Consider the following 14,046-nt stretch of genomic DNA (forward strand, 5'->3'; position numbering starts at 1 on the left):
TATGCTTAACATCAAGACTTTTGTTTGTAACCTGCTCGCAGAAAACACCTACGTGGTGAACGACGAGACAGGCGAGTGTGTTATTATCGATTGCGGAGCCTACTATCAGGAAGAGCGAAATGCCATCATACAGTATATCGACGAGAATCATCTCCGGCCTGTCCACCTGCTCTGCACACACGGACATTTCGATCATAACTTCGGTATCGACACCATCTACGATACCTACGGACTACAGGTAGAGGTTGCACGCGAGGATGAGTTCCTGATCGCAGACCTGCCGGGACAGTTTCATGCCATGATAGGTGGAACCCTTAAACGGAGATACCCGCCGGTCGGCAGGTATTTCCGTGAGGATGAGACCATCCGCTTCGGGAGCCATCAGTTCAAGGTCCTGAAGACTCCAGGCCATTCGCCCGGTGGTGTCGTATTCTATTGCGAGGAAGAACATGTGGCCTTTACAGGTGACACCATCTTCAAGATGAGCATCGGACGAACAGACTTTGAACGCGGCAGTTACGAAGAGCTGATGAACAGTCTGCAAACGGTCATCGCAAAGATGCCCGGAGAGACCGTCCTTTACTGCGGGCACGGTCCCAAGACCTCTGTCGGTGAAGAGCTACGCTCGAATCCCTATCTTCGTTAAGAAGACAGAGAATCACTTGCATCGGTCATACCATTCCTTCAGCATGCCCCTGGCTACACCATGATGCGTCACAGCATCAAGGGCTTCGCGTGCCTCCTTACGGCGCCCCTGTCGAAGTAGGATGTCAACCTTCGACACGACGAAGTCGACATTCGCAGGCTGTAGTCGGATAGCCTCATCCCAATCATAGAGTGCCGCATCATTCATCTGCTGCTCCATCTCATAGACAGCCCGGGCAGCATAGGCATCGGCACTGTCAGGGAACAGCTGCACGATACGGTTCAATTCATCAAACGTATCGGTCTTACGTCCCATCTTCTGCAGAACATGCGCCAGTCCCAGACGTGCTTCCAGATGTTTGGGCTCCATCGCAAGGAACGCCTCATAATCCGCCTTAGCCATATCATAATGGCGCAACTTACTCTGACAATAGGCGCGGAAATATAGAGCAGCCAGGTTCCGGTCATCGATGCGGAGCACATGACCATACTCCTCTACCGCGTACTCCCATTGCTGAAGATTGATGTTCGCCTCTGCTTTCTTCAAACGCAGGTCTGTATTCTTCGGATCCTGTCGGATAGCCTCAATCAGGAAGGATACCGAATCACGCCACTGCTGTGGGGTCTGGGCCCCGGCAGAGCCCACGCCCAGGAGCAGTAAAAGAACAAGAATCGCCCTATTCATTTTCATAATGCTTTGTTCTCGATATATGCTACGATCCATGCTCCTACCTCACGGGTACCGTACCGGGCACCACCATCGACCTGAATCTCTGGCGTACGTACATGAGCATCAAGCGAAGCATTTACGGCCTCACGGATAAGTGCCCCTTCCTGCTCAAGTCCGAAATGCTCCAACAGCATGGCAGCAGAGAGAATCTGCGCCAACGGGTTGGCCAGGTTCTGTCCGGCAGCCTGTGGCCATGAGCCATGCACAGGCTCGAACAGCGGCGTATGCTCGCCGAGAGAAGATGACGGCTGGAGTCCCATCGAACCAGTGATACAAGATGTCTCATCGGTCAAGATATCACCGAAAGTATTTTCCGTCACGACCACATCGAAGAAACGCGGTTCGGTCAGCACTCGCATCGAGGCATTGTCGATAAACATATAGTCGGTCGTCACCTCGGGATACTGTGGTTCCATCTCTTTGGCGATCTGACGCCACAGACGAGATGATGCCAACACATTCGCCTTGTCTACCACAGTGAGGTGCTTCCGTCGCTGCATCGCCATCTCAAAGGCAACCTTCAGGATACGTTCAATCTCCGGACGCGTATAGATATCGGTATCGTAAGCCTTGTCGTTATCCTGATATTTCTCGCCGAAATACATGCCTCCCGTAAGTTCGCGGATCACCACAAAGTCGGCACCTCGCAGAAGTTCTTCCTTTAAGGGTGACTTATGGAGCAGACAGTCGAAGGTGGCCACAGGACGCACATTAGCGAAGAGACCAAGTTTCTTACGCATAGCCAACAGCCCCTGTTCGGGACGCACTTTGGCCGTAGGATCATTGTCATACTTCAGATCACCGACAGCGGCAAAGAGCACGGCATCCGCCCGCATGCAGGTTTGGAAGGTCTCCTCGGGGAACGGATCGCCCACCTCGTCGATGGCATGAGCACCGACAAGTGCCTCTTCATATTCGAACTGGTGTCCGTACTTCTTAGCTACAGCATCAAGCACTGCCACACCCTGTTTCATGATCTCCGGTCCGATACCATCGCCCGGAAGGACTGCTATTCTCAGATTCATAACTCGTTATTCTTTTCTTTTTCAAATATGTTCAACATCTTAAAAGTAGCCTTGATGGCCGCCTCGGTCTGGTCTGCATCAAGACCACGCGTACGGAGGATCTTCCCTTGGTCGTTCCAGGTGATGGTGGTCTGCACCAACGCATCCGTACGTCCTCCAGGAGGAATGCTCACCTGATAGTTCTGCAAGAGAGGGAACGAGCGATCCAGGTATTTCTTATAGATATAACGTAGCGATCTCACGAAGGCATCATACTGACCGTCGCCCGTAGCACTCGCCTCATACTGCCGACCGTTGATCTCCACCTTCACATTGGCACCTGGCTTCAGACCGTAGGCTGTCGACACCACATAGCTGATGAGCTTCACTCTATCCTCCGGAGCGTCATGCTTCAGCACATCGCTGACGATGAACGGCAGGTCCTCCTGTGTCACGATCTCCTTCTTGTCGCCCAGTTCTGTGATACGCTGCGTCACCCGCCGCGTCTGTTCTGCTGTCAGTTCCAATCCCAGTTCCTCAAGGTTCTTGGCGATATTCGCCCGTCCGCTGTTCTTTCCCAGCGCATACTCCCTTTTACGTCCGAAACGTTCCGGCACAAGCTCGTTCTGGTATAAGCCGTTCTTATTATCGCCATCGGCATGAACACCAGCCACCTGCGTAAACACATTATCACCGATAATGGGTTGGTTGGGAGCGATGGCGATACCGCTATAGCCCTCCACCAGATGGGAGATATCATTCAACTTATCCTCCTGGATGTTCGTCTTGGCCTGGAACTGGTCCTTGAGGATCACCTGCACACTCGACAGTGGAGCATTACCACAACGCTCTCCCAGTCCGTTGACTGTCACATGCAGTCCTTTGGCACCACTCAGTACGGCAGCCAGAGAGTTCGACACAGCCAGGTCATAATCATTGTGGGCATGGAAATCGAAGTGGGCATCCGGATAGCGTTTCACCATTTTCCGGAAATACTCGATACACTGCAGAGGGTTCATGATACCTAAGGTGTCGGGCAGCATGAAACGGCGGATGCCGGTGTCACACAGCGCATCCATGACCTGATAGACATACGAAGGCGACTCCTTCATGCCATTCGACCAATCCTCGAGATAGAGATTGACCGAGAGCCCCTTCTCACGGGCATATCTCACTGTATCGAGGATATCGTCAATATGCTCCTTGGGAGTCTTCTGCAACTGTTCCCTACAATGCCGCAACGACCCCTTCGCTAACAGGTTGATGGTCTTACAACCACACGATGCGATCCAGTCGACACTGAGTTGTCCATCCACAAAGCCGAGCACCTCCACCCTGTCCAACATATCGATCTGAGCGGCATAGCGGCATATCATGGTCACAGCCTCCTTCTCTCCTTCCGACACCCTGGCCGAAGCCACCTCTATACGATCGACATTGAGATCGCGCAGCAGCATACGTGCAATCATCAGTTTCTCATGAGGCAGGAAACTGACACCGCTTGTCTGCTCGCCATCCCGTAGTGTCGAGTCCATAATCTCCACAAACGGTCTGAGCTTTTTATAGTGCCCTACTTGTTCTGCTGTTCCCATTGTTCCGTCTTTATTTTGTTCTGAACCAAGTAGTCGATATCATCGAATCCATTGGTTAGACAGTGTTTCTTATAGCCGTTAATCTCGAAATGCTCACTGCGGCCTGTCTCCTTATTGGTCACCGTCTGGTTGGGCAGGTCAACCTCCACCAACATCTTCGGGTTTTCCCTGATACTCTGGAAGAGTTCTGCGAGGAAGACCTCGCTGACCTGTACGGGCAGCACGAAGTTGTTCAGTTCGTTGTTCTTATGTATGTCAGCAAAGAAACTACTGATCACCACCCGGAAACCATAACCGGCGATGGCCCACGCTGCATGCTCGCGCGACGAGCCACTACCGAAGTTCTTACCAGCCACGAGGATACATCCACCGTAGGTAGGATCGTTCAGCACGAAGTCCTTGTTCAACGTCCCGTCAGCATGATAGCGCCAGTCGCGGAACAGGTTATCGCCAAAAAACTGCTCTTCCCTCGTCGTTGCCTTCAGAAAACGTGCAGGTATGATCTGATCAGTGTCCACATTCTCCAATGGAAGGGGTACACACGTCGATGTTATGATATCAAATTTCTGTTTCATGGTCTTATCACATCATTAAATCTCTTGGGTCAGCGATCACGCCTGTCACAGCAGCGGCAGCAGCCGTAAGTGGCGATGCCAGGATCGTGCGAGCACCTGGTCCCTGACGACCTTCAAAGTTACGGTTAGAGGTTGAGACAGCAAGTTTGCCGGCAGGTATCTTATCGTCGTTCATCGCCAGACAAGCAGAACAGCCGGGCTGACGAATCTCAAAGCCTGCCTCTTCGAGGACTTTGTCCAGTCCCTCCTCACGGATCTGACGATCGACAGCCCACGAGCCTGGCACAAGCCAAGCTGTGATGCTGATTGCCTTCCGCCTTCCTTTCACGATAGAAGCAAAAGCCCGGAAGTCCTCTATACGTCCATTCGTACAGGCACCGAGGAACACGTAGTCAACTTTCGTGCCCAACAACTTCTCTCCGGCCTTGAACCCCATATATTCCAACGATTTCTCCTCTCCAGGCACACTGGCGCCATTCTTGGAAGGGATAGAAGAAGTGATGCCAATGCCCATGCCCGGATTCGTTCCATAAGTGATTCGCGGTTCTATATCTTCCGCCCTGAATGTCAACTCCTTATCAAACACAGCATCATCATCGCTCTTCAGTGTTTTCCAATAGGCAACAGCCTTCTCCCAGTCCTCACCCTTCGGTGCGAACTCGCGTCCTTTGAGGTAGGCGAAGGTGGTCTCGTCAGGAGCGATAAAACCACCACGAGCACCCATCTCGATAGACAGGTTACAGAGCGTCAAGCGCCCTTCCATCGACATGTCGCGCACCACCTCTCCGGCATACTCCACGAAATAACCTGTAGCACCCGAGGTGGTCAACTGAGCCATCAGGTAGAGTGCCACATCCTTAGGTGTCACCCCCTTCCCGAGTTGACCGTTGATGTTGATACGCATGGACTTCGGCTTTTGCTGGAGAATACACTGTGAGGCCATCACCATCTCCACCTCCGATGTTCCGATTCCGAAAGCCACAGCACCCATGGCACCATGTGTGGAGGTATGAGAGTCGCCACACACGATCGTCATACCAGGGAGCGAGAGTCCCTTCTCCGGTCCCACCACATGGATGATACCGTTGTTCTTGTCCATCATCCCATAGTGCGTCAGTCCGAACTCCTTTGCGTTCCTGGCCAGCGTGTCCACCTGGTTTCTCGATACCGGATCCTCGATGGGTTTATCCTGATCGTGCGTAGGGGTATTATGGTCCGGCATGCAATAGATACGTTCTGGACGGAAACATCTCAATCCTCGCGCCCTCAGTCCGTCAAAAGCCTGAGGCGAAGTCACCTCATGACAATACAGACGGTCGATATAGAGTTGTGTCGGACCATCCTCCACAACCTGTACCACATGTTTGTCCCATATCTTATCAAATAGTGTATTCATATTCTTAATCCTCGACTTTAAACTTATTGATACAATCGATATACGCCTCTACGGAAGCCGTCACGATGTCCGTATTGGCACCGAAGCCGTAATACAGACCACCGTTGTATTCGACCTGCATGTGCACCTTACCCACATCGTCCGAGCCTTTTGAGATGGCCTGGATCGTAAACTCCTTCAGCGTCATCTGCTTCATGATGATCTTCTTCAGAGCCTTGATGGCCGCATCGACAGGACCGTTTCCGCTGGCGGCAGCCTCGAACTTCTGTCCACTGATGTCGAGACCGATGCTGGCCACCGACTTCACGCCCTTACCAGTCGTCACCTGCAGGAAGTCAAGTTTCACAGCGTGAGCCTCGGCTGTGTCGGCACCGGCAAGCATCATCACATCGGCATCCGTCACCTCTTTCTTCTGGTCGGCCAGCACGAGGAACTTCTCATAAATGCTGTCGAGCTTATCCTCCTCAAGGTCCACACCGTTCACATGCAGGCGATGCTTCAACGCAGCACGTCCAGAACGGGCTGTGAGCACAATCGAGTTGTCGTCGATACCCACATCCTTCGGGTCCATAATCTCATAGGTATGCACATTCTTCAGCACCCCGTCCTGATGGATGCCACTGGAATGGGCAAAGGCATTACGCCCCACAATGGCCTTATTCGGCTGCACGGGCATGTTCATCAAACTCGACACCATACGCGATATCGGGTATATCTTCGTCGTATTGATGTTCGTGTCTATACCCAGTCCTTTATGGCATTTCAGGATCATGGCAATCTCCTCCAACGAGGTATTACCGGCACGCTCACCGATACCATTGATGGTCACCTCCACCTGTCGTGCACCAGCCATCACACCACTGAAGGTGTTCGCTGTAGCCATACCCAGGTCGTTATGGCAGTGGGTGGATATGATGGCACGGTCGATGCCATCGACATGCTCCTTCAGGTACTTGATCTTCTCAAAATACTCCTGTGGCAGACAATAGCCCGTCGTATCGGGGATATTCACCACGGTGGCACCTGCCTTGATCACAGCCTCAACCACCTGTGCCAGATATTCATTATCTGTACGCCCTGCATCCTCGCAATAGAACTCCACATCGTCGACATAGCGCTTGGCATATTTCGTGGCAGCCACAGCCTGCTCGAGAATCTTCTCACGGGTGGAGTTGAACTTAAACCGGATATGCTCGTCGCTGGTACCGATACCTGTATGGATACGCTTATGCTTGGCATACTTCAGAGCCTCGAAGGCCACGTCGATATCATGCTCCACGGCACGTGTCAGCGCACAGATCACAGGCCAGGTCACTGCCTTAGAGATCTCTATCACGGAATTGAAGTCACCAGGACTTGAGATCGGGAAACCTGCCTCGATCACGTCTACGCCCAACTGCTCCAGGGCCTTGGCCACCTGGATCTTCTCTACCGTGTTCAACTGACAACCGGGTACCTGTTCCCCGTCGCGAAGTGTTGTGTCGAAAATAAATAATCTGTCACTCATCTTTCTTTATTATATTACTTTTATTACCCAATCCAAAAAATAAAGCCTTTCGCACTCGGAAGTGAGAAAGGCTTCAATATTCAGTTTCATGTATCTGACCTATATACACACCCTATCACTTCCGCCTGCCCCCTGCAGTCGAATAATAATAAGGCCGTTAAGTAGATTCAGACTCATCATAATTCCTCTTGTTATTGAAATCGGGTGCAAAGTTATACATTTTCTCTCATTCAAACAAATAATTCGTTACTTTTTTTATAAAAAATCTTTCAATCCGTCACGTTTGGGCGCACACAAGTCTTTAAACTATCACATTTTCAGCACTTAGTACCTTGTACGAATCCCTAAAGTATGTTACAAATATAGCACATTCGGATGAAATATGGATAATAATTCGTACTTTTGTTGCATGTTTTGAGAATAATTAGGATCATTAAACAAGAAAACAACACCATAAATATGAATAAGACGATATTGATTACAGGTGCGACAAGCGGTATCGGACTGGCTTGCGCGAGGAAATTCGCTGCCAACGGCGATAGACTGATCTTGACAGGAAGGAACGAGCGACGACTGAACGACATCAGCAAGGAACTGAAAGCCCAGGGCACAGAGGTACTCACGCTGCTCTTCGACGTGAGAGACCGCGACAAGGCCAAGGAAGCCGTTGCTTCCCTACCCTCTGAGTGGCAGACCATCGACGTGCTGGTTAACAATGCCGGACTGGCCCTCGGACTGGAACCGGAATATGAAGGCTGCTTCGATGACTGGGAGACGATGATCGACACCAATATCAAGGGACTGCTTACCATGACCCGCCTGATTGTGCCGGGTATGGTGGAACGCAATAGCGGACACATTATTAATATAGGTTCTGTTGCTGGCGATGCGGCCTATGCAGGCGGCAACGTCTATTGTGCCACCAAGGCGGCCGTCAAGGCCCTGTCCGACGGTCTGCGTATCGATGTGGCTGACACCGCCATCCGTGTTACCAACCTGAAGCCCGGACTTGTTGAGACCAATTTCAGCAATATCCGTTTCCACGGCGACAACGACCGTGCCGCTAATGTCTATAAGGGCATCAAGCCCCTGACGGGCGACGATATCGCCGACGTGGCCGTCTATACCTCTAATGCGCCGGTCCATGTCCAGATTGCCGAGGTACTCATCCTCGCCACCCATCAGGCCAGCGGCAGTGTCATCGTCAGGAAATAACTATTGCATCAATCAACCCAACCGAATATGAAAAAGAAAACCATCATCACCCTTCTGCTCACCCTCATCGCTGTGGTGGGACAGAGTCAAGAGAACAACACCAGTTACACCTTCAAAAGCGATATCAGGGAGATCATCAAGGACATGGCCAACGACGATGTCACCCTTGAGAAGTACTTTCTCATGGACTATGCGAGCAAAGAACCCATCACGAAGAAACAGGTCTGGAAGGACAGTGTTATCAGCATCAGCGGCAAGACCGATGCCCCGCGCCTGGTACAACTCAGTCTTGAGATGAAGATTCCCGGTGGGGTCAGAACCAAGTCCTTCCCCTTTATCCTTGAACCAGGTGATATCGTGTTCACGATCGACACAAAGACCTTCTCCGTTGGAGGCACCCCCAGGAACGAAGCCTTGTTCAAAGCGATCAACGAACTGCGAGAAGCTTATAAGGCAGACGACTTCGAGAAGGTCCGTCAAATACCCAAGGATTATATCCTGCAGCACAAAGACGACGTCAGCGCCGTCCTTATGCTGACCGCTAACGGGAAGCCTGATACGCCCGACGAGGCAGCAGAGCTACTCGCACTCATCGAGCAATGCGGTAACGTGGTTCGACAGCACCCTGCCATAATCAAAAGCATCGAAGATGCGAACACCATCCTGAACAGACCCAAAGAGGGGGATATGTTCAAGGATTTTGCCGTAGACTATGACGGTAAGACGCACCGTCTCTCCGACTACGTAGGGCGCGGCAAATATGTCGTTGTCGACTTCTGGGCCTCATGGTGTGGTCCCTGCAGAAGAGAGATTCCCAACCTCATCACCTTATATGAGAAATATAAGAATCGTGACTTCACCATCGTCGGTGTTGCCGTGAACGACAAGCCTGAAGCTACGCTGAAGGCCATCGCCCAGGATTCTATCCCCTATCCTCAGATACTCAACACACAAGACATCACACCGCATCTCTATGGCTTCGATGGCATTCCTTACATGGTTCTCTTCGCCCCCGATGGCCATATTCTCGCCTGCGGACTTCGTGGTGAGGCTCTTAACAACAAACTAGCAGAGATCTTTGGAGAATGAAAAGACTGATAACAGCACTACTGCTGACAGCCAGTATGATGGCATCAGCCCAGACGAACTACGACGATCCTACCCGTTGGGCAGTCGATGCCCAGTTTGGAGGAGCAATACCACTCATAGGACATAACGACCTGACAGGCCCCGGCTATTTCACGGGGTCAACAAAAGGATGCCATGGAACAGTCAACAAGCTACATGCAGAACTCTATATGCCCAACACTCATTTCTCAGTGAAAGGCGGTTACGAGCGCGAGCGACTCTCCATCCTATCGGGCGACGCCGAGACAGAACTGAAAGAGATGATGTTGGGCGGTCGCTGGTATCCTGCACCTTGGATATGGAACATACAACCGTTCGTCGGACTTGATGGCTATCTGAATATCAGCAGTTTGAACGAGCATTATTCAATCAGTTCCTCAGAAGGATATCAGAGAACGACAGACATCCACCAGCCGCGCTTCAGTGTGGCTCCGGTCATTGGCATGGATATCTTTGTCTTCTCTCACATCGCCATACAGATGGAGTATGGTTTCCGGGTGGGAGTTGGTTCTCACATGACCGCCACGTCCACCTTCAAGCGCATGCCCGGTGAGACTTTTGTGACCAAGAGCGACCTGCATCGTCATTGCTTCTCGATAGGATTGAAGGTAACCTTCCCGTTCAAGTTCACATCCGACGATGGCAGATCGTTCTTCGGTGGATTGCTCGATTGCCTGATGGGCGATTAAGCCTTAGAACACCTCCGAGCGAAGTCGCTTGGCAGCCTCGACCAGGTTCTTAAGACTCTGTGTGGTCTCCTGTTCTCCACGGGTCTTCAGACCGCAGTCCGGGTTCACCCACACATTCTCCTTCGGGATCTTCGCGATGATCTTATGTAGCACCCCGACGATCTCGTCGACCGACGGCACACGCGGCGAGTGGATATCATAGACACCCGGTCCCACCTCCGTCTCAAACCGCACTGCATTCAGGGCATCGAGCAGCTTCAGGTCGGAACGACTGGCCTCGAACGTGATGACATCGGCATCCATCGCATCGATATCCCTAACGATATCCCCGAACTCACTGTAACACATATGTGTATGAATCTGAGTCTCTGGCTTCACCTTCGCATGCACCAGTCGGAAGGCCGGTATAGCCCAGTCCAGATAATCGCTGTGCCAACAGCTCTTGCGCAGGGGCAGTTTCTCACGAAGAGCCGCCTCGTCGATCTGGACAATCCTGATGCCGTTGCTTTCGAGGTCGAGCACTTCGTCGCGGATGGCCAGAGCTATCTGTAGTGCCTGTTCTTTGAGAGAGATATCCTCACGTGGGAACGACCAGTTGAGGATGGTGACCGGTCCTGTCAACATACCTTTGACGGGCTTGTTGGTACAACTCTGGGCGAAGACCGACCAGTCGACCGTCATCGGCGCACTCCGACTGACATCGCCCCAGACGATGGGAGGCTTGACGCATCGGGTACCATAGCTCTGTACCCAGGCATTCTGCGTAAACACATACCCGTCCATCTTCGAACCGAAGTACTCCACCATGTCGTTGCGCTCGAACTCACCATGCACCAGCACGTCGAGCCCGATGCTCTCTTGCAGTTTGATGCACTCCAGTATCTTGTTTCTGTTGAAGTCTATATACTGTTCGCGTGAGATCGTACCCTTTCTGAAGGCCGTACGGGCGGCACGCACCTCTGCCGTCTGCGGGAAAGAGCCGATGGTGGTTGTCGGGAAGGCAGGCAGGGCAAACACCTCTTTCTGCACCTGACGGCGTACGAGTCGAGCGGGTCGCCGCTCGAAATCGGCCTTTTCCAGCCGTGCCAGGGCATCCTTCACCTCCGTATTAGCGACAGTGCGAACCCCGGCAAACAGAGCCTTGTTACGTCCGAGAGTCACGGCATCGTCCTTGGCGATTTCCACCAACTCCGTGAGTTTCTCCTCGGCAAAGGCGAAATAGCGGAGCGTCTCGTCTGACAGTCTCTCCTCGGCAGCCACCGTGTAGGGCACGTGCAGGAGAGAGCACGATGTCGATATCACCACGCGCTCCGGTGCCACCAACTGCTCGATGCTGGCGATCAGCGCATTCTTCTGTGCATAGTCGGCCCGCCAGATGTTCTTGCCGTTCACGACACCAGCGAAGAGCAGTGCGTCCTTGGGGAAGCCCGTCTGCAACAGTTCGAGCGACTTCTGTCCTTCCACGAAATCAAGTCCGATACCATCAAAGCCGAGGGCCACCACATCACTGTACACATCGCGGATATCCCCGAAATACGTCTGTAGGATCACCTTCAGTCCGGTGGCATGCAGTCGTCCTACGAGCGAGGCATAGATCGCCTTGAACAATGCCCGTTCCTCAGCGGTCACGTCGAGCACCAGTGCGGGCTCAGCGATGCTGATCCACGAGGCACCCGCCGCCGCCAGTTGTCCGGCAATCCCGGCATATGCCTCCACGGCCGCCTCCACAAAGTCAGCAGCACGTTTCTGACCACAGTAACGGGCCAGGTGCAGGAAGGTGTAGGCACCTATCAAAGCCGGCACCGTGTCAATACCCAGTGCCTTCGCCTCCGCGTAGTCCCTCACGGGCTTGTCGCCCTGTAACGTCAGCACGGTGGCATCGTCGATCTCCGGTTCTATATAATGGTAGTTTGTGTTGAACCACTTCTTCATCGGGAGAGCCTTCACGTCGCCCTTGTCCCCCTGATAGCCATGGGCCGCGGCGAAATAGGTCTCCAACTCTGAGAGCCCCAACTGGCGGTAGCGCTCTGGTACCACGCCCAAGAGGAATGCCGTGTCGAGCACATTATCATAGAAAGAGAAATCGTTCGACGGAATCAACGAGATACCCCTCTCCTGTTGTCTCTGCCAACCATACCGGCGCATCTCGGCCCCTACTCGTTGGAGTTCATCCTCAGAGATCTCACCCTTGAAAAACTTCTCACATGCGAACTTCAGTTCGCGCTTTCTCCCGATACGTGGGAATCCTATCACGGATGTCTTTTTTACTGTCATAGTCGGTTTATGATTTAAATTCTTGATCTTCATTTTCCGGGTGCAAAGATATGTAACTCCGTGCAGACCAACAAGACTTTCCTTTAAATTTGGGAAAATATACTACATTTGTATCGACATAACCAAATAACACAGAATATTATTCTGCTTAATAAGAAAAGAACCATCTATAGGGAAATCCCCCACCCCGTATAGGGAAATTCCTTTGCCACATCAGAGATTTTGTTGTTCCTTTGCAGTGTGAATCATCAAGATATCACATCCGTAGCATAATAACGAATTCAACTATTATAAACCATTAGTATTATGAAACAGATTCTTATGATCCTGGCCGCCATGATCTCCATGGAGGCGGCCGCACAGAACGAGACGTACAATCCCAAACGTAGTGTCAACCTCGAAGTGCTCGGTGCATCGGGCCTTGTCGGCGTCAACTACGACTCACGCTTCAAGACCGGATCGCCCTGGGGCTATCGTGTGGGTATCGGCTACGTCTACAGCGAGCGTTCCAACATGTTCGCTCACTCCCGTTCCCTACAAGGTACCGACATCCCTCTGGAACTGAACTATCTGTTGGGAAAGAAAAGCAGCAAGCTCGAATTAGGTCTCGGTGTCAATTTCGGCTACTACAAAGAGAAATACAACAATTACGGTATGGTGCCCGTTGGCGAGGATCACGGAGTAACAGTATATGAAAGCGTACTGATCGGGAAGGACTCGCATTCCACATGGGGTTACTACTACTATGGTAACATCGGGTATCGCTACCAGTCCAAAAAAGGATTCCAGTTCCGCGCCGGTGTGATCCCTTCCATACAGCCCAATGACAAGCATGGTGTCAAGAGGGTCTTCACGCCGTACGTCAGTGTCGGATATGCCTTCTAACGCCCCCTTCCCCCCTCGCCAAGAGGGGGGCTTTTTGCAGGGTTCCACCCTGCTGTTGTCTTCATTTTCTTTCTGCCACCAGAAAGAAAACCGAAGCAAAAGAAAGAGTGCGAAAAGTTCTTGCGTCCCGTTGGTAGCAAGCGAGCAAAGCTCGAGCGCTGAGCTCGGAGGCCGGTTGTCCGATTTTAGTAGCCACTCAATGCGCTCGAGCTCTGCTCGCTTGGCTTGTCCAAGAACTCGCTCCGCTCAAACAGCATTTCGTATTTCGTTCCTTGGCTCGCTCCTCGAGCCAAGACTCAATATGGCTCCGAAAATAGGACACCCTCTAAAGACCTCCTCGTGCGGAGTGTTTTCGAGTCTTGCTCTGCGCAGCCGATAAAAAATCACGCCAGACCTTTGATGGTCT

The 14,046-nt window shown here is 52.1% G+C and carries 12 protein-coding genes; 5 read left to right on the forward strand and 7 right to left on the reverse strand.

Features of this window, described 5'->3' with window-relative positions; translation table 11 throughout:
* Nucleotide 1 precedes the first annotated feature (1 nt).
* Nucleotides 2-646: an MBL fold metallo-hydrolase gene (locus BLU99_RS02530; RefSeq protein WP_091899589.1), complete on the forward strand. Its 645-nt coding sequence runs from the start codon at nt 2-4 to the stop codon at nt 644-646.
* Between the two features lie 12 nt (nt 647-658).
* Here the strand turns inward: BLU99_RS02530 and BLU99_RS02535 are convergent, their stop codons facing one another.
* Genes BLU99_RS02535 through BLU99_RS02560 form a run of 6 tightly spaced genes read right to left on the reverse strand, consistent with a single transcriptional unit; the run spans nt 659 to nt 7,449 of the window.
* Nucleotides 659-1,336, reverse strand: coding sequence for a tetratricopeptide repeat protein (locus BLU99_RS02535; protein ID WP_176771008.1), 678 nt, complete (start codon nt 1,334-1,336; stop codon nt 659-661).
* A complete protein-coding gene (gene leuB, locus BLU99_RS02540) occupies nt 1,333-2,400 on the reverse strand; it encodes a 3-isopropylmalate dehydrogenase (RefSeq protein WP_091899591.1) in 1,068 nt (355 codons plus the stop codon). Before leuB ends, BLU99_RS02535 begins: the two co-directional genes overlap by 4 nt.
* A complete protein-coding gene (locus tag BLU99_RS02545; protein ID WP_091899592.1) occupies nt 2,397-3,971 on the reverse strand; it encodes an alpha-isopropylmalate synthase regulatory domain-containing protein in 1,575 nt (524 codons plus the stop codon). Before BLU99_RS02545 ends, leuB begins: the two co-directional genes overlap by 4 nt.
* Nucleotides 3,950-4,546 (reverse strand): 3-isopropylmalate dehydratase small subunit, encoded by a 597-nt coding sequence (gene leuD / locus BLU99_RS02550; protein WP_091899593.1) that lies wholly within the window; start codon nt 4,544-4,546, stop codon nt 3,950-3,952. The genes BLU99_RS02545 and leuD overlap by 22 nt, the downstream gene beginning before the upstream one ends.
* A gap of 7 nt (nt 4,547-4,553) precedes the next feature.
* The gene (gene leuC / locus BLU99_RS02555) at nt 4,554-5,942 is read right to left on the reverse strand and encodes a 3-isopropylmalate dehydratase large subunit (RefSeq protein WP_091899594.1); all 1,389 of its coding nucleotides are present in this window, start codon (nt 5,940-5,942) and stop codon (nt 4,554-4,556) included.
* 4 nt (nt 5,943-5,946) lie between these two features.
* On the reverse strand, nt 5,947-7,449 hold the full coding sequence (locus BLU99_RS02560) for a 2-isopropylmalate synthase (RefSeq protein ID WP_091899595.1): 1,503 nt from the start codon (nt 7,447-7,449) through the stop codon (nt 5,947-5,949).
* A gap of 459 nt (nt 7,450-7,908) precedes the next feature.
* Here BLU99_RS02560 and BLU99_RS02565 point away from each other — a divergent pair, with 459 nt between their 5' ends.
* From BLU99_RS02565 to BLU99_RS02575, 3 genes are read left to right on the forward strand one after another with little or no spacing between them, the layout of a single operon-like run.
* On the forward strand, nt 7,909-8,664 hold the full coding sequence (locus BLU99_RS02565; protein WP_091899596.1) for an SDR family NAD(P)-dependent oxidoreductase: 756 nt from the start codon (nt 7,909-7,911) through the stop codon (nt 8,662-8,664).
* 27 nt (nt 8,665-8,691) lie between these two features.
* The gene (locus BLU99_RS12415) at nt 8,692-9,753 is read left to right on the forward strand and encodes a redoxin domain-containing protein (RefSeq protein WP_091899597.1); all 1,062 of its coding nucleotides are present in this window, start codon (nt 8,692-8,694) and stop codon (nt 9,751-9,753) included.
* Nucleotides 9,750-10,481 (forward strand): hypothetical protein, encoded by a 732-nt coding sequence (locus BLU99_RS02575; RefSeq protein WP_091899598.1) that lies wholly within the window; start codon nt 9,750-9,752, stop codon nt 10,479-10,481. Before BLU99_RS12415 ends, BLU99_RS02575 begins: the two co-directional genes overlap by 4 nt.
* A 3-nt stretch (nt 10,482-10,484) precedes the next feature.
* Here the strand turns inward: BLU99_RS02575 and metE are convergent, their stop codons facing one another.
* Nucleotides 10,485-12,755 carry a 5-methyltetrahydropteroyltriglutamate--homocysteine S-methyltransferase gene (gene metE, locus BLU99_RS02580; protein WP_091899927.1) on the reverse strand — a complete coding sequence of 757 codons (2,271 nt, stop codon included), beginning with the start codon at nt 12,753-12,755 and terminating at the stop codon, nt 10,485-10,487.
* A 306-nt stretch (nt 12,756-13,061) separates the two neighbouring features.
* On the opposite strand from metE, the gene BLU99_RS02585 reads away from it, so the two are divergent.
* Complete coding sequence (locus tag BLU99_RS02585) at nt 13,062-13,640, forward strand: hypothetical protein (protein WP_091899599.1); 579 nt, start codon at nt 13,062-13,064, stop codon at nt 13,638-13,640.
* Nucleotides 13,641-14,046: the final 406 nt, after the last annotated feature.

The organism is Prevotella sp. lc2012 (genome assembly GCF_900107065.1).
GTDB lineage: Bacteria > Bacteroidota > Bacteroidia > Bacteroidales > Bacteroidaceae > Prevotella.

Bases quoted from the DNA above. Each gene is read 5' to 3' on its own strand.
- BLU99_RS02530 (WP_091899589.1), top strand. From the start codon at position 2: ATGCTTAACATCAAGACTTTTGTTTGTAACCTGCTCGCAGAAAACACC.
- BLU99_RS02535 (WP_176771008.1), bottom strand. From the start codon at position 1,336: ATGAAAATGAATAGGGCGATTCTTGTTCTTTTACTGCTCCTGGGCGTG.
- leuB (WP_091899591.1), bottom strand. From the start codon at position 2,400: ATGAATCTGAGAATAGCAGTCCTTCCGGGCGATGGTATCGGACCGGAG.
- BLU99_RS02545 (WP_091899592.1), bottom strand. From the start codon at position 3,971: ATGGGAACAGCAGAACAAGTAGGGCACTATAAAAAGCTCAGACCGTTT.
- leuD (WP_091899593.1), bottom strand. From the start codon at position 4,546: ATGAAACAGAAATTTGATATCATAACATCGACGTGTGTACCCCTTCCA.
- leuC (WP_091899594.1), bottom strand. From the start codon at position 5,942: ATGAATACACTATTTGATAAGATATGGGACAAACATGTGGTACAGGTT.
- BLU99_RS02560 (WP_091899595.1), bottom strand. From the start codon at position 7,449: ATGAGTGACAGATTATTTATTTTCGACACAACACTTCGCGACGGGGAA.
- BLU99_RS02565 (WP_091899596.1), top strand. From the start codon at position 7,909: ATGAATAAGACGATATTGATTACAGGTGCGACAAGCGGTATCGGACTG.
- BLU99_RS12415 (WP_091899597.1), top strand. From the start codon at position 8,692: ATGAAAAAGAAAACCATCATCACCCTTCTGCTCACCCTCATCGCTGTG.
- BLU99_RS02575 (WP_091899598.1), top strand. From the start codon at position 9,750: ATGAAAAGACTGATAACAGCACTACTGCTGACAGCCAGTATGATGGCA.
- metE (WP_091899927.1), bottom strand. From the start codon at position 12,755: ATGACAGTAAAAAAGACATCCGTGATAGGATTCCCACGTATCGGGAGA.
- BLU99_RS02585 (WP_091899599.1), top strand. From the start codon at position 13,062: ATGAAACAGATTCTTATGATCCTGGCCGCCATGATCTCCATGGAGGCG.